The 24155-nt window shown below is 66.4% G+C and carries 15 protein-coding genes; 13 read left to right on the forward strand and 2 right to left on the reverse strand.

Translation table 11 applies throughout. The features are described 5' to 3' along the window. Nucleotides 1–397 precede the first annotated feature (397 nt). A complete protein-coding gene (locus tag ACPXYO_RS05535; RefSeq protein WP_423917437.1) occupies nucleotides 398–1333 on the forward strand; it encodes a tyrosine-type recombinase/integrase in 936 nt (311 codons plus the stop codon). Nucleotides 1334–1791: 458 nt separating this feature from the next. On the opposite strand, the gene ACPXYO_RS05540 is transcribed toward ACPXYO_RS05535, so the two are convergent. Continuing rightward, entirely contained in the window at nucleotides 1792–2274 is a 483-nt protein-coding gene (locus tag ACPXYO_RS05540) for a prepilin peptidase (protein ID WP_423917440.1), read from the reverse strand. Between the two features lie 256 nt (nucleotides 2275–2530). Here ACPXYO_RS05540 and ACPXYO_RS05545 point away from each other — a divergent pair, with 256 nt between their 5' ends. The 9 genes from ACPXYO_RS05545 to ACPXYO_RS05585 are packed head-to-tail and all read left to right on the forward strand — an operon-like array spanning nucleotide 2531 to nucleotide 9765. After that, the gene (locus ACPXYO_RS05545; RefSeq protein ID WP_423917443.1) at nucleotides 2531–2935 is read left to right on the forward strand and encodes a hypothetical protein; all 405 of its coding nucleotides are present in this window, start codon (nucleotides 2531–2533) and stop codon (nucleotides 2933–2935) included. Beyond that, the gene (locus tag ACPXYO_RS05550) at nucleotides 2932–3804 is read left to right on the forward strand and encodes a hypothetical protein (protein WP_423917445.1); all 873 of its coding nucleotides are present in this window, start codon (nucleotides 2932–2934) and stop codon (nucleotides 3802–3804) included. Before ACPXYO_RS05545 ends, ACPXYO_RS05550 begins: the two co-directional genes overlap by 4 nt. 5 nt (nucleotides 3805–3809) lie before the next feature. Further along, nucleotides 3810–4208, forward strand: coding sequence for a hypothetical protein (locus ACPXYO_RS05555; protein WP_423917448.1), 399 nt, complete (start codon nucleotides 3810–3812; stop codon nucleotides 4206–4208). Between the two features lie 37 nt (nucleotides 4209–4245). After that, entirely contained in the window at nucleotides 4246–5490 is a 1245-nt protein-coding gene (locus ACPXYO_RS05560; protein ID WP_423917450.1) for an SAF domain-containing protein, read from the forward strand. A 51-nt stretch (nucleotides 5491–5541) separates the two neighbouring features. Continuing rightward, the gene (locus ACPXYO_RS05565) at nucleotides 5542–6429 is read left to right on the forward strand and encodes a hypothetical protein (RefSeq protein WP_423917453.1); all 888 of its coding nucleotides are present in this window, start codon (nucleotides 5542–5544) and stop codon (nucleotides 6427–6429) included. Nucleotide 6430: 1 nt separating this feature from the next. Next, nucleotides 6431–7708 (forward strand): CpaF family protein, encoded by a 1278-nt coding sequence (locus ACPXYO_RS05570; RefSeq protein ID WP_423917456.1) that lies wholly within the window; start codon nucleotides 6431–6433, stop codon nucleotides 7706–7708. 1 nt (nucleotide 7709) lies between these two features. Beyond that, the gene (locus tag ACPXYO_RS05575; protein ID WP_423917459.1) at nucleotides 7710–8606 is read left to right on the forward strand and encodes a type II secretion system F family protein; all 897 of its coding nucleotides are present in this window, start codon (nucleotides 7710–7712) and stop codon (nucleotides 8604–8606) included. Then, nucleotides 8603–9424 carry a hypothetical protein gene (locus ACPXYO_RS05580; RefSeq protein WP_423917462.1) on the forward strand — a complete coding sequence of 274 codons (822 nt, stop codon included), beginning with the start codon at nucleotides 8603–8605 and terminating at the stop codon, nucleotides 9422–9424. The genes ACPXYO_RS05575 and ACPXYO_RS05580 overlap by 4 nt, the downstream gene beginning before the upstream one ends. Then, a complete protein-coding gene (locus tag ACPXYO_RS05585) occupies nucleotides 9421–9765 on the forward strand; it encodes a hypothetical protein (RefSeq protein WP_423917464.1) in 345 nt (114 codons plus the stop codon). The genes ACPXYO_RS05580 and ACPXYO_RS05585 overlap by 4 nt, the downstream gene beginning before the upstream one ends. A 271-nt stretch (nucleotides 9766–10036) precedes the next feature. Here the strand turns inward: ACPXYO_RS05585 and ACPXYO_RS05590 are convergent, their stop codons facing one another. Next, nucleotides 10037–10645 (reverse strand): hypothetical protein, encoded by a 609-nt coding sequence (locus tag ACPXYO_RS05590; protein ID WP_423917467.1) that lies wholly within the window; start codon nucleotides 10643–10645, stop codon nucleotides 10037–10039. A gap of 79 nt (nucleotides 10646–10724) precedes the next feature. Here ACPXYO_RS05590 and ACPXYO_RS05595 point away from each other — a divergent pair, with 79 nt between their 5' ends. The 3 genes from ACPXYO_RS05595 to ACPXYO_RS05605 all read left to right on the forward strand — a co-directional run bounded on the left by ACPXYO_RS05595 (nucleotide 10725) and on the right by ACPXYO_RS05605 (nucleotide 23806). After that, nucleotides 10725–11936, forward strand: a complete 1212-nt coding sequence (locus ACPXYO_RS05595; protein ID WP_423917469.1) for a sugar ABC transporter substrate-binding protein — start codon at nucleotides 10725–10727, stop codon at nucleotides 11934–11936. A 27-nt stretch (nucleotides 11937–11963) separates the two neighbouring features. Further along, the gene (locus ACPXYO_RS05600; RefSeq protein ID WP_423917472.1) at nucleotides 11964–12830 is read left to right on the forward strand and encodes a hypothetical protein; all 867 of its coding nucleotides are present in this window, start codon (nucleotides 11964–11966) and stop codon (nucleotides 12828–12830) included. A gap of 137 nt (nucleotides 12831–12967) precedes the next feature. Next, nucleotides 12968–23806 (forward strand): Calx-beta domain-containing protein, encoded by a 10839-nt coding sequence (locus tag ACPXYO_RS05605; protein ID WP_423917475.1) that lies wholly within the window; start codon nucleotides 12968–12970, stop codon nucleotides 23804–23806. Nucleotides 23807–24155 lie beyond the last annotated feature (349 nt).

A 24155-nucleotide genomic window follows, 5' to 3' on the forward strand; every position in this document is an offset into this window, starting at 1 on the left:
CATGGACTAGCGACAATTGGTGCACAGGCCTGTGGACGACCGAGATTCTGCATTGCTCCCGTAGGTGCGTCGACAGTGTCAGGGACCGCCCGCAGGATCGCCGAACTTGGCCCGGCGGTAACCCGCGACGGTCGCAGTTCGAGCTGAGATGTTCTCGAGCGGAGCGTTCACGCAGACCGATGATCCGTCGGCGGGACAGCTGGGTCCGGCTTGCGAGCGTCGGCCAAACGGCGATTCTCACGGACTTCGGTCGGGCGCTGACAATGCGTCAACGTCCTCCGAATCGTCCGGCTTTCAAGGAGTAGCGATCCGCGGCCAGCAGACGGACGGTGCCCGCCTCCCCTTGCGGCTGGCCTCGTCCGAGCTTGACAACCTCAATGGAATCCTGCGACACGAGGTGTCCGCCAACACATTCAAGAACTACATGACCCAGTGGAATCTCTTCCGCTGTTGGGCGACGGCGAAATGTGTCCAGTGTCTTCCGGCCCAGGCGGCGCAAGTGGCGGCCTATCTGGCCGAACGCACCGAATTGCACGGACACAAGCCTGCGACCCTACGAGTGGCCGCCGCCGCGATTGCCTTCGCGCATAGGAGTGCGGGGTGCGAGGACCCCTGCAGCAGCGACGAGGTCAAGCGGACGCTCAAGGCCGCCGCCCGCAAGTCGGGCCGAGCCCAAAAGCAGGCAGTCGCACTCACCGCAGAGGCGCTCGGCATCATCAGAACGGCAGCGTGCAGGCCGCGGCCGGGTCGGGGAGGGAGACTCGAGAGTCCCGGGAAAGCCAAAGCCAGAGGCAGCTTCGACATCGCGCTCATCAGCGTCATGCGCGACGCCATGCTGCGCGTGTCCGAGGCGGCCGCGCTGAAATGGGGCGACATACACACAGAGCCTGACGGCACCGGACGTCTGCTGATTCGGCGCTCCAAGACAGATCCCGAGGGTCGAGGTGCCGTGGCGTTCGTGTCCGCTGAGGCCATGGCAGCACTCAGCATCATCAAAGAGGCCCGCTCCGGCAGCGACGACGTGTTCGCCTTGAGCCCCAATCAAATCTCCCGGCGAATCAAGCAGGCAGCTCAAGCAGCCGGACTGGGCGAAGGATTCAGCGGGCACTCCCCGCGTGTCGGCATGGCGCGAGACTTGGTGAGGGCAGGCATCGAGCTACCCGCCTTGATGCACGCCGGACGGTGGCGCAGCCCGGCGATGCCCGCGCACTACGCCCGAAACGAGATCGCCGGCAACAACGCAGTCGCAAGGTTCTATGGCACGCCGGCCGGCCATCTCAACGCCGCGACTCAATCGGATGCCGCCCAGCGAGAGATCCGCCGACACGGCTGAGGGCCACCCTCAACACGCTGCGCCGATCGCACCGGTGATGCCCCTCGATTGATTGAACGTCTCCCTCTGTGCGCTAGTCTCATGCGTCGCAGCAGAGGCGGGCTGCTGAGGCCGAGCCGGGGACAAGCGATGCATAACTCAACTTATGTGCATTTCATGTTCGAACCGGACGCGCGTCCGGCATCAGTTGCTGTCGCTATCTCTTTAGTCGTTAGTCGGCGCGAGTGCTACCCGGACGTGGCAACTCAGAGGGCGGATCGTTGGCGCGGCCTCCGCACGCCGAAGTCAACGGTAGGGCGAAGCAGAGCTGGGGCACCAATTCGGCTCAATCCTTCGTTGACCCCCCCCCCCCCCCCCCCCCCGCGTCCCGGGCCGATGTCACTGGGACAATGCCACTAGTTGTGACAACCGGGGAGGTTGGCCCTTGGCAGCAACGTGTCGTCGGCGTGCAATTGCTGCTACGGCAACGGACCCTCAGTCCACAGCCGAAACCCCACCACCGCGGCAGTGCCGGCCACGAGCCCGGGTGCCCACCGCACCTTGGCGTCACGGCCTCGGCGAGCCAGCGAGACAGCGGCTGCGGGCCACTGCGCCAGCGCACCGGCCATCAGCGCCCACCACGACCAGGCGAGACCCCACCAGCCTGCGAGCAGACCGTTGACAATTATGAGCCGCACATCGCCGAAACCCATCCAGTTCGGCCGCAGCCGATAGACGACCTCGAGCACCACAGCAAGCGACGCCGCGCCGATCACCGCCCAACCGAAGCGGGCGAACTCGCCCGCAGAGAGCGCCGAAGCGCCCAGCAGCACCGTGATCGCGCCGCCCGCAGGCCACACCGCTCGGCGCGGGATCACCGCATGGCGTACATCGGTAATCGACACGTAGAGCCCGAGCACAACCCAAACCGCGACCGCTGCCACCACAAGTCCAGCACTCACCTTGTCCTCCCCCGGGTGATGTGGCGGGGCCGGCGGCCGGGGCCTCGCAGAGCTTACGACGTGAAGCCAGCTGCGTCAGCGACCCGGCCCGGCCCTGCTGCACCGCTGGCGAATGATCGAGTCAACAGCACGACTACGAATCGACAAGGAGCAATCCAATGAAATTGTCCCCCGCCCGTATTCTTCGAGCACTCACGCGACCGATCAGCAGACGGTCGCCGGTGCGCAGGGACGACAGCGGCCTGACCACCCTCGAATGGCTGCTGATCGTCGCCGCGGTGGCCGGCTGGCCGCGTTGGCCGTAGTGCTCGTTCAACGCGTCGTGTCAGACACCGCCGAACAGATCAGCGGCTCGAGCGCCCGCAAGATCGCCGCGCAGGTCGCAGCCCAGCAGGTGACCGATAAGGCCCGCGCGCAAGACGCCACAAGCGACAACGCTGCCAACGACGACACGTCGGCCGTATCTCTGAACGCCGAGTACAAGAGTGACTGCACGCTCATTGCGATCACCTACGGAGACGTCCCTGACCTGGAGGTGTTTTGGGTTAATGCGATTCCCGCGGCTCAAGCGGGTAAGGACGCAATCACAGACCATAGCAATGTGGCCACCGAAACCGTCTGGGACAACGTTGCGTCGACCTATGGATGCCTCGTCCCGTGATCACGCAGACTGGATCCGGCGTACCGCGCCACGTTGAGGGCGCCGCCGAGCCAATCGCAGTGCCGGTGCGACAGGACCTGCAAAAGGCCCATGGCCACCGCGGCGATTCGGGGCTCACCACGCTGGAGTGGCTGCTCATCGTCGCCGCGGTGGCGGGGCTGGCCGCGCTCGCAGTGGTGCTGGTCCAGCGCGTGGTCAGCGACACAAGCGAGCAGATCGCCGGCAACAGCGCCCGTCAAACGGCCGCGAAGGTCGCTGGTGTGCAGGTCGCCGACAAGGCGAGGGCTGCGGGTCTTGAGACGGGTGCGGATCACGACGAAATCAATCAGGATGGCAAGAGGGAGTGCGATCGGCTGAAGATCCTCTACTCCGATGCCGGGATCACAACCACCTACACCGATGGCGTATTTGCTGGCAGTGTTTGGACCACGGATCCCAATTGCCAAGTGACTGCGAGCGGCGACACAGCAACGCCCGCAACGCCCTGGTCAACCACAAACCCTGGCGCACAGTGGCACGACGCTGACATGGGCTGCACCTACGTCAATTGGCGGGAGTCCGATTACGGGCTATGTGATCGAATGCATGGTTCCGGGGGGCTCCACCGCAACGTGTGGCTCTCGGGATACCAACGCTTCGTCGGGGTGGACGATCACGGCCATGGGTTCAGGACAGATGGTGACTTACACAGTCGCGGCACGGAACACCGCGGGGCTCGGCCCCACCGCCAGCGTCACCATCACCTTGTCATAACCCGGATCCAGTGCAGTGTCCCTAACCGTTCGTTCCAGAATGAGACGAGAACTCCAATATGCCCGAGGCAGATCGGTCGTGCCGTGCTCGTCGCACGCGCGGCGACAGCGGCCTGACCACTTTGGAGTGGCTGCTGATCACTGCGGCGGTGGCTGCGCTGGCGGCTTTGGCTGTCGTTCTCGTGCAGGCGGAGGTGAAGGACACTGCGGATCGGGTCGCGAGTCCCGATCCGCGGGTGACCGCCGCAATTCACTCTGCCTTCGAGGTCGAGACCGGTGCCAAGGCCGCGGCTGCGGGCGACTTCGAGTCGTGGACGGGCTGGGAGCGCCGTTTCAGCGAGAGGTGCAGCCTGCTCGCGGTGCTGTACGGCGACGCCGACGTCGAAGTGGTGCTCAACAACTTCAACCGGGCGACCGGCGGCGGCATCGAATTCGATGCGGCTGCGGCCAGCCACGCCGCTGCGGCCGACGAACAGCCGGCGGACCCCAGCAAGGCCCAAGTCCAATGCGAAGTGCGCTGAGCCGCCGCCCGGCCTCCCCCGAAGAGAGGGATGACTGATGGCAGATGACGACGACATCGCCGAACCAGCGTCGCCGGGCAGGACCGGCCGTTTCGGTCGCCGTCGCAAGTCGCAGGAAGCGGCCGATGGGACCGAGGCGGTCGAGTCTGACGGCCTCGGCATGCAGTCCGAGCGGGCACCCGAGGCGGCGCCGGCGAAAGCCAAGCGGACGCGTCGGCAGATGCCGGAGTCGACCAAGCGACTGCTGTTTATCGTCGCTGGCGTGTTCGTGCTGGTGGGCAGCGTCGGGGGTTTCTATCTGACGTCGGATGCGTTTGAGTCGCGTGTACCGGTGCTGGTTGCGACACGCAACATAGCGGTCGGCGAGACCGTCAGCTCCGCAGATGTCGCATCCGAGTTGATGGTCACCGGGTCGGTGCCGCACATCCCCTGGACTGTCGAAGCACCGTTGTTCTTCGAGGGCACGGTGGCGCTGCAGCCCATGCCGTTGGGCGGGCTGGTCCGGTACGACATGGTCGCTCAGGTCGACACCGTGCCCGAGGGCGACGAGCTGGTGGTCGAGGTGCCGCTGGACGTGAGCCTGGTCACCGAGACGGTGTTCGAAGGCGAACTGGTGCTGCTGGTGGATCCCGGGATCGCTCCGGCGCCGGGCAATCCGGGGCGGCCGCGCAATGTCATACGGGACTTCACGCTGACCAGCTTCGACGGGTCGCAGATGCGGCTGATCCTGCCCGCTCAGGAGTGGGCGGACTGGACGGCGCTGCTCGACGAGGTGGGCGGCACGCTGATGGTCAAGGACCTCGGCCCCCGTGCCGACATCGCCGCCACCAGCGAGAGCCTGGACGCAGTGTGGCAGTCGCAGTGGTCCCAAGCGGCGGCGGAAGTCGCGGTGGTTGCGGCGGCGGCAGCGCCCACAGCGGGCCCCGGCGAGCTGGAAGTGATCGTGTCGCTCGATGCCAGCCTGGTGCCCTCTGGTGTCGCCGCGGGCAGTCTTGTGCTGCTGGTCGATCCAGGTGCGGCGCCGCTGGGCAACAACGAAGGCCGGCCCCGCAGAGTGATCGGCACGCTGGAGCTCGAGAACTTCTCCGGCGGGCAGATGCAGATGTTCGTCGGGCCTGAGGACTGGCAGTACTGGCGGTCGCTGCCGGAGGTTCTGGGCGCCGCTCCGATGGTGCTGCCCGTGCCGCCGGGCACCGATGTGGAGGACATGTCCGAGCGTCTCGACGCCGTGTGGGACGAAGAGTGGCGCCGTCAGCTCGGCGAGGCGACTGGGCCCGCGTAGGCCGATGGTCGGATTGGCTGTGCTCGCTCTGGGGTCGGCATCGTGCTAGCGGTGCTGAGCGCTGAGGGCGCGCGTTTCGACACCGGCGCGGTGGCAATGGCGGTGGCCCGCCGCATCGGCAATTCGGGTGAGCGGGTGCTGTTCGTCGACGCCGACGCATCCGGTTCCCGGCTTGCGCAGCGCTTCGGCGGCGCCGATTCCGCGGCCTACTCGCCCGCGGACCGGGGCCTGCCGTCGTTGATCGTGGCCCGCGAGCCGCTCACGTTGCGTCTGCTGGCACAGCACTGCTACAGCCTCGACGTTGCCAACGGGTCGCTGTGGTCGCTGTTCGGGCCTCACCATCCCGCAGGTGCGCAGTACGCGGCTCGGTGGCTCGCGGAGCGTGTCGAGAATCTTGTCGCGGTCGGCGCGCAGCGCCGGCTGGTCGTGTCGTCCACGCTTCGATCCGCTGCCGAGCACCTGGCGCCGCTGCTGAGCGCTGCGCAGGTGGTGGCAGTTGCCGCCCGGGTGGCGACGATCGACGACGCCAGAGCGCTGATGGCGCAGTCCCGCGACGCCGGGCTGCGAAGGCACGGCAGCGGCCAGCAGGCACTGATCGTCGAGGGCGACTCGCCGCTGGGCGACGACGAGATCTTCCTGGAGTCGGGCATGCGCGTCGCCGGGCGGCTCCCGGTCATAGACGACGACAGGATCCTGCGACTGCAGGGCGGCCGCCGCGACCGCTCGTTCACCAATCACCTCGACGACATCGCGGCCCGGCTGCTGGCCTTGCTGAACCTGGTCGGCGCGTCCGACGCCGACCACGACGACGCTGGCACTGCGACCGATCTGCGCCTCGCTGAGCATCCCGAGCCCCAGCCGGCCGTCAACGGAACCCATGACAGACCGCCGCACGCGGCACGGCTCGACCACGCGGCACGCAGCGAAGAGCGGGTGTGAGATGTCGCTGCGCGAAGAGATCTGGGAGGCGGTGCGGCCGCAGGTGCAAGAACAGCGGCTCAGCACCGCGACCGACGGCGAGAGCGTCTCAGACGCGAGCCATGACCTAGCCGCCTCAGCGATCCGGGGCCAGGAGGCAACTGCGCTGAACGACACCGGCCGGATGCTGACCGATGAGGATCTCGACTGGCTGTGGGCCCAGATGGCGGCACTGCTGGGAGCAGGACCCATGGAGCGGTTCCTGCGCCGCGCCGACGTCGAGAACATCTACGTGTTCGGCCCCGACTACGCAGTGCTGGGCTGCACCGGCGGACGCCAGGAGCACGTCCGCGAGCCGGTGTTCGCCGACGAGGACGACATGGTCCGCTACATCGCGCACCTGGCCACCACACACGGCCAGACCGGGCGCCGCTTCGACCAGTCGGCGCCGCTTCTGGACCTGAGACTCAAGACGGGGGAGCGGATCTTCGCTGCGATGGCGGTGTGCGGCACACCGTTCCTGACGATCCGCTGCCACCGCCACCGCAGCATCCGTCTCGTGGATCTCGTGGAGCGCGAATCGCTGTCGGAGCAGGCTGCGGACTTCCTGCGGGCCGCAGTGAGACCGCCCGCTCCGTCCAACATCTTGGTGTGCGGCGCGCTCGGCGCCGGCAAGACCACATTGCTGCGCGCCCTGCTGGCCGAGATCGGGCCCAGCGAGATCGTGTGCACCCTCGAGCAGACCTTCGAGCTGTTCTTGGACCAGACCCATCCCTTGACCTTCGCGGTGGAGACCCGGGAGGCCAACAGCGACGGCTCCGGGGAGATCACCATGGAGGAGCTGTCCAAACGGTCCCTGCGCTCGGGCGCCGACCGGGTGATCGTGGGGGAGCTGCGCGGCGCCGAGGCGGCGACATTCCTGTCGGCGTGCGGCACCGGCTCGGACGGCTCGATGGCGACGATCCACGCCTCATCGCCGCGGCAGGCCCTGAGCCGGCTCGTGCGCTACTGCCTGTCCTCCAACACGGCCGCGTCCCAGTCGGCGCTGATCCAGGAGACCGCCGAGGTCATCCACCTTGTTACGCACCTGCGCGGCGATCCCCGCACAGGGTTCAGGGGAGTGAACTCGATCGCAGAGATCGTCGGATCCGACGAGGACCGTTGCGAGATGCACGAGATCTTCGGCCGCCGCAGACGAGGCGGGCCGCTGGAGCTGATCGGCAAGCCCCGCAACCCCGATGTCGTCGAGCGCGTCGTCGAGGGCGGCTTGGACCTCTCCGAGTGGCCCGAGGGCGACTGAGATGGCGTCAGCGGTCGTCTTCGGCGTGCTCGCCGCTGCAGGGATCGCCCTCGCGGCGGGATCCGGCGCGCTGGCCCGCGCCCGCCCCCGCATCAACGGCCGGGGCGGCGACTCGGACTCAAGGTCGCCCCGCGGGTCGAAACCGGCCGGCGGCCGGCGCTTGAGCTCGCTGATGATGGTGCAGATCGTTGCAGCGTCGGGTCTGGGCTTCGCGGGGTGGGCTGGGACAGGCCTGCTGGGGATGGTGCTGCTGCTGGGCGGGCTGGGAGCACTGCTGCCGCCGTTCATGGCGGCTCCGGCCCGGCGTCGCCGCCAGACCCGCCAGGCGCTGGCCTGGTCGCTGTGGAGCCGCCAGATCGCGGAGCTGGCCAGAGCCGGTTCGGGTCTCGCCGACTCGATCCGGGGAAGCACCGAGCACGCACCGGAGGAGATCGCGCCCATCGTCGCACGCATCGCGGCCACAGCGGAGATGCGAAGCCTCGAGGAAGCGCTCGACGAGCTCGCCGCATCGGGCACTGTGTGGGAACCCGAGGTGGCAGCAGGGCTGCGCATGGCGGCCAGCTCAGGCGGCGCAGTGGCCGATCCGCTCCTGGATTTGTGCGGCCGCATCAGCGACGTCGTCGACCTGCACCGCTCCAAGTCCGAAGCCGTGGTTCAGCTGTGGACCCAGACCATCGCGCTGCTCGGACTGGCAGGCGGAGTGGTGGTGCTCATGTACCGCAACAACCCCGCCTACTTCGAGCCCTACGAGCAAGGCACCGGACAGCTGGTATTCGTCGGCATCGCCGGCATGCTGCTGATGTCGACGGCGTTCTTGGTGTACCACTCGGTGGTCCGCGAGGAGAACTCCATCCTGGTGGAGCCCCGCCGGCGCAGCCGGGCCAAGGATCCGATATGAGCCCGCTGGTCCTAGGGGCGGGCCTGTCGTTTTTCGCCGGGCTGGTGCTCGTCGCCGTCGGCATCGCGGGTCCGCCGAAACGCCGCCGCGTCGCCCAGAGTCCCGGGGAGACGCTGCGCGATCTGCTTCCCACGATCAAGGAGGGCGAGGAGCAGAACCTGCGCCTGGCCGGCATCACGCCCGAGTCCTACTCGGTGCAGCGCTTCGGCGGCCTCGTCGGCGGCCTGGCAGGTGGTCTGCTGATCAGCTATCTGAGAGGCAGCGGCCCGATTGGGACGGTCCTGCAGACGGTTGCGCTGGGCGCCGGCGGCTGGCTGCTTCCCATGTTGGGGGTGCGCGACACCGCCAAGAAGGCCCGAGCCGAGATCGACCAGGTCATCCGGGTGTGGATCGCGCTGGTGGCCCAGCAGGTGTCCGCCGGCGTGGAGCCCACGGTAGCGATGCTCGCCGCCGCGCAGTCCGGGCGGCGTGACAGCTGGCGTCTGCTGCACCGGTTCCTGGTCGCCGCGCAGCAGGAGCGCCGAGCCGCCTGGGAGGGACTCGTCGACATCGTGGAGCGGTACGGCATCCACTCCCTCGCGCCCGTGACCTCCTCATTGGGGCTGGCAGCCGAGCGCGGCACCCGCATCTCAGAAGCAGTGCTGGTCGCGGCGGACACTCTGTGGCGCGAGACCACCTCCCGAGAACGCGAGAAAGCTTCCCGCCGGGCCCAGATCATCGTGCTTCCCGCCACCGGCATCGCCCTTGCTCTGGCCGGGATCCTCGTGTACCCGCCGTTCACGTCGCTCACCGGCGGCGGCCTCACCAATCTCCCATGACCGTGAGCGCCACGCCGACCCGCACCCAACCGAGCCTGCGAGGGGCGTCGAGCCGCCGCGGCGATCAGGGGCTCATCGCCTTGGAGTGGCTGCTCATCGTCGGCGCCGTGGCCGGGCTGGCCGCGTCCACCGTGCTGGTGGTGCAGCGAGTCGCCGACGACGCGGCCGGGGCTCCCGTCGAGCCCGGTGTGCGGTTCATCGACGCCGAGATCGCCGCCGCCGCGGTCGGCGCGGAAGCTACGGACTTTCGTCTGGGCCAGATTCCGGTCGACGTAGTGAACGACTTCAATGAACCGCGGAAACACTGCGATCTTCACGGTCCTGGACTACAGCGTCTATGAGCAACGCTGCGACTTGATCTCGAGGCTGCATTCGACGACGTCATCGGGCGATGTCGATTTCGTCAGGCCCCTCGAGTACTTCGAGGACTACGATGACTTCAGCCTGATCGTTCCGTTCTCATCCGGCGTCCCTGACTGGAGCATGAGCCCGAACCCCGCAGACTGAGATCGCATTTGCGGCGGGGGAGATCAAGGCAAGAGCGCGCTGCGAGGTGCAGCCCCGTGCATGAATCTGAGATCAGCTCGGCGCCCTCTGGACGCTGCGGGGCGCTCAGCACGCCGGCAGCTCAGCAGGGACGATGAGGCCCGGGTCGCTCGCGGCGGGTGCCGCCAGCACCGCTGGGCCCTGCGCAACGGAGTACACGGTGTCCCAGCGATTCGGCCACAGCGCAGCCAGCGGCCCGTACACCTCACCGGCGACCACCACTCTCAGCCATCCGGTGTCGCCCTCGAACGGCCGGAAGCTGCCGGGAGGCCCGACCGGCGGAGTAACCGGGTAAGGGTGGCACCAGTCGCTGCGCACCTCGGCCGCCCCGGGAGTCCACCAGCGCCAGCCCTCCTTGGTCGCCGCAGCCTGCGCCACTGCTGCCTCTGCCGCGTCGACCATGGTCTGAACCTCGGGGTGAGGGTCAGCGCCGACGTAGAGGAACGCTGGGTTAGTGGGGTCCCGCGAGAAGTCGGCATCAGCGATGGCGCGCCACGCCGAGCGCAGCCCCTCCGATGCCGCGACCTCGGCCTCGGCGCGTGCATTGGCCACGATGAACGCGTGGACCAGCATCAGCAGGATCGCGGTGAGCAGCGCGGGCCATACAACCAGCAACGCCAGCGATTCGCCGCTGTCGCCGCGGCTGCTCCGGGCCGCGCCTCGGCTTCGGCGCACCACCCGATGCTACCGCCCACGCCGATCAGCAAATCACTCAGACTCAGTCGTAATCAAATTACATTGGAGCAAAATTACTGTGACTAAAGGGCATTTCAGGGCATTCGCTTACGTATTGGGTGTGGCCGCGCTGGCAGCCGCCTGCACAGGCGACGGATCCGCAGGCGAGAACGACGCCGGGACAGCCGCGACCACCACCGCGCCAGCCGAACCCGACGCGCCGGCCGTGGCGGACGAGGCGCCGACGGCAACAGAGCCCGCCGAGCCAGCCGAGCCCGAGCCCGCGGAGCCGCAAGGGCCGCCGCACATCGCCGAGTTGGCCTGGGGAAACTTCGAGCTGTCCGAACGGATCGCTGCAAAGCTCGAGGCCGACGAGCGGCTCAACTTCGTGATCTCGCTGCGAGCAACTGGAGAGGGTGGCTTCGCGGACTCGTTCGAGCACGGCTGGCAGCAGGCGGCCGCGGCCGCAGCCGAGGAACACGGTGTGCAGATCAATGCCAGGGTCATCGGGCCCCACGCTGCCGACGCCGAATCGCAGTCTGCCGCCATCGAAGCGCTGCTGTCCACCGGCGACATCGACTGCCTCGCGGTGGACGCCGCCAACCCCGGGCTGCTCGACGACGCCATCGACGCCGCAGCGGACGCTGGCGTCCCGGTGTTCGCGGTCGGCGGAGACAGTCCTGACTCCAAGCGGTTCGCGTTTCACGGTCCCGACGACGTCGAGGCCGGCCGGGCCGCGGGGTCGCTGGTGGGCCAATGGGCCGAGGACGGCGGCATCCTGGTGCGCGTCGCGGGCGTGCTCACCGGCGACGCCGCGGATCAGGGCTCCTATGACCTGATGCGAGGCTTCGTCGCCGGACTGAGCGAGATCCACTCCGGCGTGATCTGGGCCAACAGCCCCGAGGACGTCGAGTCCTTCGGCTACGACCCGGTGTCGGTGTACGACCGGATCGAGGCGTGGGTGCTCGACAACAGCGACGCCGACATCGTGTTCTTCACCGACGCCGGCGTCGAGTCCCTGGCTGCGGTCATGGCCGACCAGCTGCTCTACGGCGACATGTACGCGGTCGGGTTCCACATGAGCCCGACGATGGCAGCTTTCATCCGCGAGCGGCTGGTCGTCGCCGCGATGGTCCCCCGACATGCCGAGCAGGCCCGGCTGGCCGGGCAGGCATGCGGCGATTTCCTGCTCCAAGGCACCCTCCAGACCGGACACATCATCGTGGAGCCCCTCGCAGTGACCCTCGACAACGTCGAGGACGCCGACTGGTCGCTGCCGGAGAACCTCTAGGCGGAGCCCCAAGGCACCAAGGCCCCGATGGGACCCCACGGCCGGAGATCTCGCCGCGACGAGCGCGGAGGCGCCGTCAGCCTGTGGGTGGTGCTGATGGTGCCGGTGTCCGCGTTCGCAGCGCTGGTGGCCATGGCCGGCCCCCAGCGCGTGGCCGCCGAGTCCAGCGTGCAGGACGCCGCCGAGGACCTGGCGATGCTGGCCGTCGCCTGGCGCGACGGCCAGGGCGCCAACGCCGTCGTTGGCGCGCCGCAGGGCCCGCTCTACGCGTTTCCTCCCGAATGCGACAACGACGGTCAGCCCACTCCATTCGACACCTCCATCGAGACTGCCCAGGTCCAGATCGGCGGCTATCAGGCCCGCATCGTCAATTGGACACCGCGCGACCCACTGACGGTGCCGCAGCTTGAGACCGAACGAGACCTGGAGCAAGACCGACACGACCAGCTCGTCGACCGTCGCGACGAGCGTAGAGGCGACTGGAAGGCGGCATGCGAGCTCGTGCGCGAATCGGTGCTGCGCGACCTCGGCTACCTGGGCGTGAACGCAGGCTCGCTGCAGGGCTTCTACAGCGACTCGCTGACGATCTCGCCGGTAACCAACAAGCCCCCGTGCCGAGCCTCGCCTGGCACCATGGTCGAGGACGCGGTGCACGTGGCATTGGCCGCGGACTGGCAGCACGCGGGCTGGGCTGCCGCACAAGTGTGGCCCGAAGGCACCCGCGTCGCCGCGGAGTCGATCGGGCGGCTCAGCCTGCCCGACACGGCGAATCCCGCAATCGGATGCGGAGAATCCCTCGCAGTTCTCGACGAACGGGGCCGCTCCCGGCTCGGCCCAAGCGATCCGTCGAGAGAGCTAACCCGGTCGGTGCCGCGCACGCTGATCCCGGGCTGAGCGAGTGCGATGTGAGTCTGCGTCCCCGCTCCCGGTACGACTCCGCAAGACGAGCGCACGCGCCCCGCAAGCCTGAACCTTCAACTGCAGGTTCAGGCTTGCGGCCGCCAAGGCGCCGTCGCGGCGAGACAGGGACTGTGTCCTTGGAGCTGGTGCTGCTCATGCCGGTGCTGGTGCTGCTGACGCTGTTCGTGCTGTGGGCGGGTCGAGGGGGCCGAGTCGCGCTGAGCGCAGACCTCGCCGCGGAGGAAGCCGCCACCGCGGCCGCGTACTGCTGCGCGGAAGGCGACGCGGGCAGCGGCGACCGGGAGGCAATCGTCCAGGACATGCTGCGGACCCGTCCCGGTCTGGGATACCTGTGCGTGGACGAGCCGCATCCAGCAGCAGAACCCGACCGAGTCGGGGATCCGCAGCAGTACGTGACCGAAGAATGGCTCGAGTTCGAGCCGGGACGAACCACGGGAGGCGTCGGTGTGCTGGGGGTCCAGTTCACCTGTGAGACCGACGGGGCGGTGGCGCCGCTGCGGGGCCTGTTCCCGATCGTCACCTTCCACGGGCAGGCTTCAGAAATCGTGCTCCGCAGCCCCGTCCCACCGGGCGTCGGTTTCGCTCCCACACCAGATGTCGTGGAAGGCGAGGATCTGGTGTTCACCGCGGCCTCAGACAGCGTGGCCCCCTCGGACATCACCGTCAGCTACGCGGTCGTAGCCCCTACGGCAGGGCGCCGACAGGCGACCCCGGTCGACGACTACGACCCCGTGCCACTTAGCACCGGCAACGTGCTCATTCTCCGCGGCACCAGCACGGTGCGGGTCGTCGTGCCGACGATCGACGACCGCCAGTATGAGGGCGGCGACGAGTACCTGGCGCTGCAGATCACCGGTGTGAGCTTGGGCTCGATCGATCCCTTACGGGAAACAGCGGAAGGCAAGATCACCGAGTCCACTCCCCAGCCGTACCTCCTCGTCGCCTGCGGCATGCCGTCCACGGTTACCGAGGGAGGCGTGGACGGCACAGGCGGGGTGCTGAGCTTCACCGTGCGGCTGCGCGACCAAGGCAATAGTCAAGACGCGCCCGCAGCCGATCAGATCGAAGTCGACGTCGCCGCTGTGGGCGGCTCGACGGGGACCGCAGCGACACCGGGCACCGACTTCGCCGCGGTGCCGACACTCGGAGCGAACTTGATCTTCGCTCCCGGCACGACCGAGCTGGCTGTCGAGGTCACCACCATCGACGACAAGAGAAGTCCCGTGCCCGAGGGCGACGAGACGGTCACGCTTCTCCTTGCCGCGCCCGCCCCGTGGCCGCCCTATGTCACCGTGCATGGCGACTCATGCGACGGGACAATCATCGACGACGAAGCCCAAGTGATCATCGAGGGTGTCAAGGCTGACTCCGGCATCGGCACGGACGAGGACGCCTACGCAGCAGAAGGCGTCGACCTCGAGTTCACCCTGCGCCTCGTGGCGCGCGGCAACGGAGCGCTGCCTGACACCGATGTCGACGTCGACTACGAGCTGAAGGACAGCAGACGGGGGACGCCGGCGACGCTCGGCGACGAGTGCGGTCTGCCTGACGCTGTCGACGGCCCCGACTACCCCCGCTGGGAGGACCCGCCCGGCTCGGGAACGTTCACCGCATCAGGCACCGTGACCTTCAGGCAGCCGTCATCGCCGACCGGCGAGACAACCAAGACCATCACGGTGCCGACCTGTGTGGATCCCCTCGTCGAGCATCGGGAACAGTTCTGGCTCGAAGTGACCGTTCCCATTGGGAACGAGGCCGCTGTGCGCAGCGGCTCCGGCATCAATGATACCTACGGCGGTTCCGGGCACATTCTCAACGACGACATCGCTGTCGTGGTCGTCGCCGAGCAGAGCGCTCGAGAAACTGATGGCACGATGACTTTCGATGTCGGCTTGAAGGTCAATGGCGGATCGGCGCGGCTCACCGAGGACGTGACCGTGGATTTCGCCACCCAGCCCCGCACAGCAACCGGCGGCAGCGCCTGCGGCGACCCGGGCACCGACTATGTGTCTCGGTCCGCCGGCTCGCTCACCTTCACCCCGACGATGGCCGAGCGCCAAGTGGTCGTGGATGTGTGCGACGACAGCGACGGATCCGAACTCGACGAGACATTCGTGCTCGTGTTCGAAAATCCGCTGCCGTACCCCGACATGTTCGACGGCGACCCTGCAGCTGCCGACCCGCCGACACTCGAGGCAACAGGCACCATCATCAACGTCGCCCCGGCGACGCTCAGCGTGAACGATGTCGACGCGGACGAGGGCGAGACGCTCACCTTCACCGTGACGCTGACCGACCCTCGAATCGGCCAAACCGTCAACGTCGACTACGAAGTCGACGGCGGCACAGCACAAGCCGGCATCGACTATGAGGACACCTTGCCGCCTGATCCGCTCACGGGCACGCTCACACTGAGCGACGTCGCGCTGACCGACACTGTGGAAGTGCTGACGTTGCGTGACACGATCGCCGATGACGGCGAGACCGTCTCACTTGTGCTCAGCAATCGGAGACCGGCCAACGTCAAGATCGGCGACGCGGAAGGCACCGGCACCATCACCGATGTCGCGCCGGCGATCGTGCGGATCAGCAACCCCACTGCTGCCGAAGGCGACGCTCTGGAATTCGTCATCTCGTTGCATCAGCAGCTCGACGTCGACAACGACGGCGACGGCAGGCCCGACGAGGTTCCGTTCCCCATGAGCGACCTCGCCGGCGACATCGTGGTGGACTACGCCACCGAGGACCGGGGCGCGGTGGCCGGCGCGGACTATGACGCCGTGGATTCGGCGGATCCCGCACATTCGCCGATCACGTTCACCAGCGGCGGGCTCTCGGCCCGGACTGTGGCGGTGACGACGCTGCGCGACGCGGTCGCCGACGGCGGCGAGGACGTCGCGCTGGTGCTGAGTGTCGATCCCGACATCCGGTACGGGGCGCTCGGCGACGCGGAAGGCACCGGCACCATCACCGATGTGGACTCGGCGTCTCTCATCGCCGAGGACACATTCGTCGACGAAGGAGACGACATTGTCTTCGCGGTGACATTGTGCAACTCGCGAGTCGGCGAGACAGTGACCGTCAAGTACCGCTCCGAGAGCCGTTCAGCCAAACAGGGCCTGGACTACGTCGATGACGTGAGCGGGACACTGACGTTCGTGCCGGCAAGCCTGCCGGAGGCAACAGGCACCGACCGCGGCCGCTGCGGCCCCGGCGCCGTCTCGGTGAAACGGCTGACCATTCCGCGGATCGAGACGCTGCCCGACAAGATCTCAGAGAACCCCGAGTCCGTCGCACTCGTGCTGAGCGATGCGACCAACGCCGATACCGACGACGACACCGGCTTCGGGGTGATCAACGACGTCCCGCCGGCGATCGTGCGGATCAGCAACCCCACTGCTGCCGAAGGCGACGATCTGGAATTCCTCATCTCCTTGCGAAAGCAGCTCGACGTCGACAACGACGGCGACGGCATGCTCGATCAGGTTGCGTTCCCCACGAGCGACCTCGCCCGCGACGTGACGGTCGAGTACTGGACAGCTGACCGCAGCGCCACCGCCGGGGCGGTCGGGACTCCCGATGCCGATTACGAGCCAATATCTGAAACGCCACCGTCGTCGGTCACGTTCACACCAGGCGGCGACAGCCATCACAGCGTGCCGGTCACCACCTACACCGACACGACCGACGAGAGCGACGAGACACTATCGCTTCTGCTGTTCGTCGATCCCAACAGCCCTGTCGCATCGCTGGGAGACACCGAGGGCACCGGCACGATCCGCGACAGGCCCCCGCCCAGGATCCGCATCGACGACGCTTCCGCCCAGGAGGGCGACACGTTGACGTTCACGGTGTCGCTGGTCGACGAGAACGGCGTGCCCACATCCACCAGCGAGAACGTGACCGTCAAGTACGAGACCGGCGACCAGAGCGCGCTGACAGTCGACTGCCCCGATCCGACGCTGCTCACAGGCCGGTGCGACTATGACGCCACGAGCGGTGATATCGAAATTGCGGCAGGACTGATGCAGGAAACGATCACGGTTCGTGTGCTGGCGGACGATGTCTGGGAGCCCGAAGAGAGGCTCCGCGTGGACCTGTACACGCCCGAGCACGCAATCCTGGATCGCGCAGTCGGCATCGGCACCATCAGAGCGAATTGCATCGGACGCACCGACCCTCAAGTGCCGACAATCACAGTCCACGGTGAAGAAATCTGGGAGGGCACTCGAGGTCCCGACCCCATCGGTACTAGCCCGCCGCACCATCTCTGGCTGAGCTTCAGCAGGCCGCTGTGCGATCAGTCCACGTTGAATTTCCGAGTCGTCTATCACAGTGACGACCCCGATGAACACATGGTCCTGCCCTATGACCGGCGCTTCCCCTTTGACCTCAACCGAAGCGACCTGAACCGTGGCATTGCCGTAGACCTTCCCTTGGCAACGCTGCGTGTGCAAGCAGCGGAATCTGAGGCCGACCGGATACTCATCTACAGCTATCACGCCAACAGGGATGCACTCGACGAGTACGACGAGCGGTTCTTCGTCGAATACCGATGGGGCGTTGGAATGCCCTCCCATTACCCGAAGGGCAATGACGATTGGGTCAGAGGTGTCTACACGATCCTCGACGACGATCCCGAGCCGAGCTTGCGCATTTCTGATGCCTCCGCGCAAGCCGGCGATGCGATGACCTTCACCGTGTCGCTCGACGCCGAGAGCGGACGAGATGTCCACGTCGGCTACTACACCGTGGACGTCACCGCGCAAGGCGGCGGAGCGGACTATGCAAGCGTCACCCCCTCGATGCCGAGCACCGTGACGATTCCCGAAGGCTCGACAACTGCAACGTTCACCGTGCAGACCGCCGCCAACGCCCCAGACGAGCCCGACGAGACCTTTCGCGTCCGACTCGTCAACGCTGTCCACGCGACAGTCGACGACGGAGTCGGCATCGGCACGATCCTCGCGGGGACGGGTCCGAACCTGCGAGTCTTCGATGCCAGCGCGGACGAGGACGCCAGCATGCAATTCAGGGTGCTGCTCAGCTCGGCCGCGACGCAGCCGATTTCGGTCGACTACCGAACGACGGAGAGACCGCAGGGCCGGGGCGCGGCGACTGAGGGCGCCGACTACCAACCGCGGAATGGCCCGCTGCTGTTCGCCGTGGGCGACGAAGAGCAGTTCATCGACGTGCCGATCCTCGACGACACCGAAACCGAGCCTCCAGAGACCTTCTTCGTCGAGTTGAGCAACCCGACAGCGGGCGTCTCGCTCGCCGATTCCAGTGCAGTCGGCACGATCAACGCGGACGTTGACTGCGTGGACTCGAGCTTCAGCAGCAACGAACCGATGCCCGGCACAAGCATCACCGCCGCTGACGGCACTGATTCGATTGAAGCACGCGAGGATTCTGGCCGCATCACCGCGTCGTTCGTCCTCGAACGGCCGCTCTGCCACCCATATCGCATCTACCTCGTCACGCCGAGTGGGACGGCCACCGCGGACGAGGATTACATAGCGTTTCTCTACAATTCGGATCACCATGTGTCGCTGGCCGCGTTCGAGACAGAAGTAGACATTCACGTCGAACTGCTCGACGACGAGATCGCCGAGGGAACTGAGAGCTTTGTCCTGGCGTCAAGGCACTACGGCTATGGGGATCATCGAAACCTGCCCCTTGTCTCCGCCGAACCCAGAATCCTCGACGACGACGTAGCAAGCTTGGTGCTGCCGACCCTCGCCGGTACTGAGACGGTCGAAGGCGGCCATCTCAGCTTCGTGGTGCGGCTCGACGGTCCCACCACAGAAAGAGTGACGTTCGACTACGTGACTGCGGACGGTTCGGTGCGCCCCGCGAATGCTGATGCCGACTACGAGCCGCGGCAAAGCACCGCCGCGATCACCCCCGGGGAGCTGTCCGTGACCATCCCGGTACGAACTATCGAGGACGAGCTCGACGAGTACGACGAGACTGTCGCGTTGGTGCTCAGCAACCTCGCCGGCGCAGAACCAGACCCTGACGGCGACACGGCGATCGGGCGCATCGTTGACGACGACGAGCCACCTGGGGTGAGCGTCTCGAACGCCGCAGCCGACGAGGGCGACGACCTGCAATTCGTAGTGGAACTCGAAACCAAGAGCGGCCGCCCGACCTCTGTTGGATTCACCACCCGCGACGGCACCGGTAGTGGAGGCGCGACGGCTCCCGGTGACTACGGCGCACGATCAGGAACTGTCAGCTTCGACGCGGGCGAGACCCGCAAGGTCGTGTCGGTCACGGCTTCGAGCGATACAGCGATCGAGGGCGACGAGCGATTCTGGCTCGATCTGGTGCTCGGCAGCGTCGACGGGCTGCGGCTCGGCGACCGGATTGGCGAGGGCACCATCCGCGATGTCACCGAGCGCCGAGTCGGCGTCGCGGACGCGTTCGTCTCCGAGGGCGGCGTTCTGAGCTTCACGGTCAGCTTCGAGGGAACGCCCCGCAGCCGAGACATCACTATCGACTACCGCACCGCCCAGGACACAGCCACCGTCGGCGACGACTACAGCAACGCATTCGAGACACAATCCGGTCAGGTGCGCATCCTCGCCGGGCAGAACTTCGCCTCGGTGCAGATCCCCACGGTCGAAGACAATCTGGACGAAGCCGCCGAGCGCCTGTATCTGCGGCTGTCGAACCCTGCCGGCGCGGTGCTCGAAGACCCCGAAGCCGCAGGCGTGATCATCGACGACGACCCCGCGCCGTCGCTGTCTATCGACGACCCCGAAGTGACCGAAGGCGACGACACCGAGGCCATCTTCACGCTGACACTCAGCGAACAGAGCGGCCGCGCCGTAACCGTCACCTACAACACCGCCGACGGCACCGCCACAGCCGGCAATGACTACACCGCGGTCCAAGCGGCCGGCGAGACGGCGACAATCCCAGCAGGCGACTCAAGCGTCAGGGTCGCGGTGGCACTCGTCGACGACAGCACCGCCGAGGAAGTCGAGAACTTCCAACTGGTGCTGTCCGCACCCGACAACGCGACGCTCGCAGACACAATCGGCGTCGCCCGAATCCTCGACGACGACGGCACACCGCAGATCCTCGTCGACAACCCCGCCCCGGTACGCGAAGGCGACGGCGCAACAATCGAATTCGTCGTCCGGCTCAGCCGCGCCGCAACCGACGAGATCACCGTCGACTACGAAACCGAGGCCGCTACTGCAACTGCCGGCGATGACTTTGTCGCCGACTCCGACACGCTCACATTCACAGCGGGCGACAACGAGAAGACAGTGTCGATCGCGCTGGTGAACGACAGCGTCATCGAACAGACCGAGACATTCCGGCTCAAGCTCACCAACACCAGCACCACCGCCACCATCGGCACCGACACTGCGACTGCGACGATCCTCGACGACGACGCGCTCTCGGCGATGTCCGTCGCGGACGCCGCTGCAGCGGAAGGATCTTCGGCAAGCTTCGTCGTGAGCCTCGACAAGGCGTCCGCACAGGCGATAACCGTCCAATACGCAGCAGTCACCGACCCAACCGCCGGCGGCACCGCAGCGATCCCCGCACAGGACTTCACCGAAGTCAGCGGCACGCTCACCGTTCCAGCCCGCAGCACCACAGCAACCGTCTCGGTGCCGCTGCGCGACGACACCCTCGACGAGCACTCCGAGACATTCTGGCTGCGCCTCAGCGACCCAAACGGCGCTCGAATCGAGGACGGCACCGCCGTCGGCACCATCACCGACAATGACCCGCTGCCGCAGATCACCATCGCCGACGCCGGCGAACCCGAAGGCGAAACGCTGCGATTCGCCATCACGATGAACTCGGCTAGCGGCCGCACCGTCTCGGTTCCTTGGGCGACTGAGCCACGCGGCGTCGGCGATAATCCAGCCACGCCGGACGACGACTATACGGCCGGCTCGGGAACACTGACGTTCACCGCAGGAAACGACACCGCATATGTCGACATCGCGACCGTTGATGACGACATCGACGAAGCAGACGAGACGCTCCTGGTTCAGCTCGGCGAGCCGACGTTCGCAACACTTGACGACAGCACCGCGGTCGGCGTCATACGCGACAACGACAGCGAGCCACGGATCTTGATCACCGACACCGAGGTGCTCGAGACTGACAGCCCCGCCGTGTTCACAGTCGCACTCAGTCGAAGAAGTAGTCAGCCCGTCACTGTCGCTTACCAAACCACCGACGGCACTGCGACTGCCGGCACCGACTACGCAACCACAGCAGACGGAGCGTCAGGCACGCTCACCATCCCTGCCGGCATCGAGCTTGGCGAGATCTCCGTGTACGTCGTCGACGACTCCATCGCCGAGGACACCGAGACCTTCCACATCACTCTCAGCGATCCGACAAACGCGGTCGTAGCTGCCGACGCCAGCACGGCCACGGCATACATCCTCGACAACGAGAGAGCGCGCCTCAGCATCAGCGGCGCCCAGGCCTCCGAAGGCGACGGCACCATCGAATTCGAGGTCGCGCTCCTGGACGTCACGAGCAATGATGTCGAAGTCACCGTGGAGTACGCCACGTTTGACGACTCGGCTACGCAGCCCGACGACTATCTCGCTGCCTCAGGCACCGTGACCATTCCATCCGGATCCATCAGCAACACGATCTCCGTGACCCTCGCCGACGACGAATTCACCGAGGACACCGAGCAGTTCCTGGTCCGGCTGAGCGATGTCACGAATGCCGATCTGGTCGACGCCCAAGCCATCGGCGACATCATCGACGACGACGCGCTGCCCGTCATCACCCTGCCCGACTACCCGAAATTTCGCGAGGACGCAGGCACGATCAGTCTGCGGCTGGCGCTCAATCGAGCGAGTGACGTGGAAGTGAGCGTCGACTACGCCACTGGCACCTATTGGCCGGGCACCTGCGATCAGCCCTATGTCGCGACATCGGGCACCGTCGTGTTCGCACCCGGATCGGTTGCCGAGGAATTCGAAGTCACGCTCGTGGACGACATGGAACCGTGCGCCCTGTACGACCGCATTCGTCGAACATTTGACGTCGACCTCAGCAATCCGCAGAACGCGAACTTCGGCATCCGAAAGGGCATTGCCTGGCGGACCGGCGAGCCGTACTCGTATCCGAGGCTCACCGATTCAATCAGTGTCACCGTCTGGGATGTGGCGCGATTGCCGTGTATCGGATCGATCGGCCCCGCCGGCGTCCTCGAAGGCGATGGCCCATTCGTCTTCACAGCCATCTTGAACCGAACTCCCGACGACGACGTGCGATTCAGGGCGTACACAACCAGCGCCAGCATCCGAACGTGGACTGCGTTCCAAGAACACGCAACGAGCGGCGTCGACTACACAGCGGTGAACGTCGAGTTCACCATCCCTGCAGGAAGCCTGTCCACGACGGTGGAAGTCGACATCATCGACGACTCCACCGTCGAGAATCTCGAGGGACTCGCACTCGGGGTTCAAGGGCTCGAGAACGTCCTGTATCTCTATGCTGACTGCATTGAGCACCATGATCCACGCTCCGAAGCGTGGATCATCGACGACGACGCGACACCGGAGCTCACCGTCGGCGATGTCGATGTCACTGAGGATGCCGGCTCGGCGACCTTCGAGATCTCAGTCAACCGCGTCAGCTCGTCGGTCATCACGGTTGATTTCGAGACAGTCGACGGATCTGCCACCGCGCCCAACGACTACACAGCAATCAGCGGGGAGGCGCAGATCGACGCCGGATTCACGTCCACCTTCGTCACAGTGCCGATCATCGACGACGCCGAAACCGAAGGCGACGAGACATTCGAACTGCGTCTCAGCAACGCCAACGGCGCCACCATCGACGTCGGAGTCGCCACGGCGACGATCCGCGACGACGAGAGCATCACCCTGCCCAGCCTCAGCGTCGCCGACGCAACCGGCTCCGACAACGACGGCTGCCTGCGATTCACCGTGACACTGAGCGAGCCCAGCATGGACGACGTCACCTTTAGAGCGTCCACCGTGGCAGTTCCGTCACTCGGGGACTATGCGGCGACTCCGGCGGTTGATCATGGCAACGAGCCTGGCGCCGACTACACATCGCTGAGCGGCCAGTACGAATACACGATCACCGCGGGAGGGACCGTCACGTACTTCTGTGTGTCTCTCCCCCAATACGACAGCACCCCCGAATTCGACGAGCAATTCAGAGTCGTCCTCCACGACCCCGTCGGCGCAACCCTCGGCAAAGCATCGGCATGGGCCACAATCCTCGACGACGACACACCGATTGTCACCATCGCCGACCAGACGATCTCCGAGAGCGCAGGCACCGTCACCTTCACCGTGGAGCTGCATGAGCCAGGCGTCTATCCAGCCAGCCTCCGCTACGCGACTGCAGTCAGAGGCTCCGCCGGCGACCAAGCGGCACGACCCGATGAGGACTACGCGCACACCGCCGGCACATTGCCGATCCCGGCCGGGCAGACCACAGCGACCATCACCGTGCCGATCTATAACGACAGCGCCGATGAGGCAGACGAATCGTTCCTGCTCGAACTCACCCAAGCGAGCGCACTCGAGTTCTCCGATTCAACAGCCGTTGGCATCATCACCGACGACGACCCCGGCTGGTGGGTCAACGATGTCAGCGTGCGCGAGGGAACTTCGACGATGCAATTCTCCGTGCAGCGTGATCACACCAGCACGACAGCGGTCACGGTCGAGTACGAAGTCACAGGTGCTTCCGCTAGTGGCGGTGCCACCGCCGACGGCTGCGTCAACGGCGTCGATTTCCTGCTCCCCTCGGGCAGCGCTGTCGTGCAGCCGACTGAGACACAAGTGTCGATCAGCGTGACTATCTGCGATGACACCGATGCTGAAGCCCGAGAGACTCTGCTGCTGGAGCTCACCAACGTGGACGGGCGCGACCTATCAGCCGTGGGTACGATCATCGACAATGACTAGGAACTGCGCGGTGTCGCAATGACCGACCTCGGCCAGCGCGCTCAAGTAACGGGCATTTGGATCTTGCAAGTTGAGTCAAAGTCGAATAGCGCATTCGCTTGTTTTTATTGACGAAGCGGCAACGCTAGATCCGTCTGGAAGCTGAGATATAACCGCGGATTCGCGCTGTTGAACCGCCAGATGACCTAGGGCATATTCGACGCTGCAGGATCGCGGCCTTCACGCGTCCGCCGCAAGCGCATCATGAGCAGTTGCCACAACGCACCGCAGAAACAACCGCCAGAGGGACCTAGGCGAAACGGGTCCGCGCGGGATCAGATCGACGTCACGACCGACAGCCCCATACACG

Source organism: Candidatus Poriferisodalis sp. (assembly GCF_965237655.1).
Lineage (GTDB): Bacteria > Actinomycetota > Acidimicrobiia > Acidimicrobiales > Poriferisodalaceae > Poriferisodalis.